The following is a 500-nucleotide window of genomic DNA, read 5'->3' as shown; positions in this document are numbered from 1 at the left end:
TGAACCCGGACGAAGGCGGGCCTTGTTGTTTCCACGCTCGAAGTTCCCAGTGACGTTCACCACTCGCACATCGATACTTCCACCGCGGTACTGGAGCGCTGGCGCGGTAACCATGGCACTGCCACTCTCGTGTTTTCGCCAGACACCGCCACCCTCGTAAGCAACCGTCGTGGCACCGTCATCGAATCTGACAGAACTGAGAGTCATGTTCGCTGTACACGTCGTGTCGTCGTTGACAGTGATGTTTAGCCAACTGCTCCGGTCGAGTGTGTAGCTGCGGGGGTTGGTGGAGGACAAATCGATTTCTGCCTGTGATGTTCCACCACTTGTGGATAGTGAGGCGAATTCTGAGTCCATGTCTTGGAGCACGATACTCGCCTGCCTCTCATCTCGATCCTCGGTAACTGCGTCAATTGCTGGCGCCCCGATTACGATAACACCGATTGCCCCAGTCACGACCATTCCTAGTAGCAGAATATACCCAACAATTTGAGATATAC

Annotated in this window: 1 pseudogene; it reads right to left on the bottom strand. The window is 54.4% G+C overall.

Going from position 1 to position 500, the window contains the following annotated elements:
• Nucleotides 1-500 (bottom strand): annotated as a pseudogene (locus C5B91_RS22890) (hypothetical protein); the annotation flags it as partial.

The organism is Haloferax sp. Atlit-10N, assembly GCF_003586325.1.
GTDB classification, from domain to species: domain Archaea; phylum Halobacteriota; class Halobacteria; order Halobacteriales; family Haloferacaceae; genus Haloferax; species Haloferax prahovense.
The sequence above is the reverse complement of the archived record's forward strand: the minus strand, read 5'-3'. Positions and strand labels throughout refer to the sequence as shown.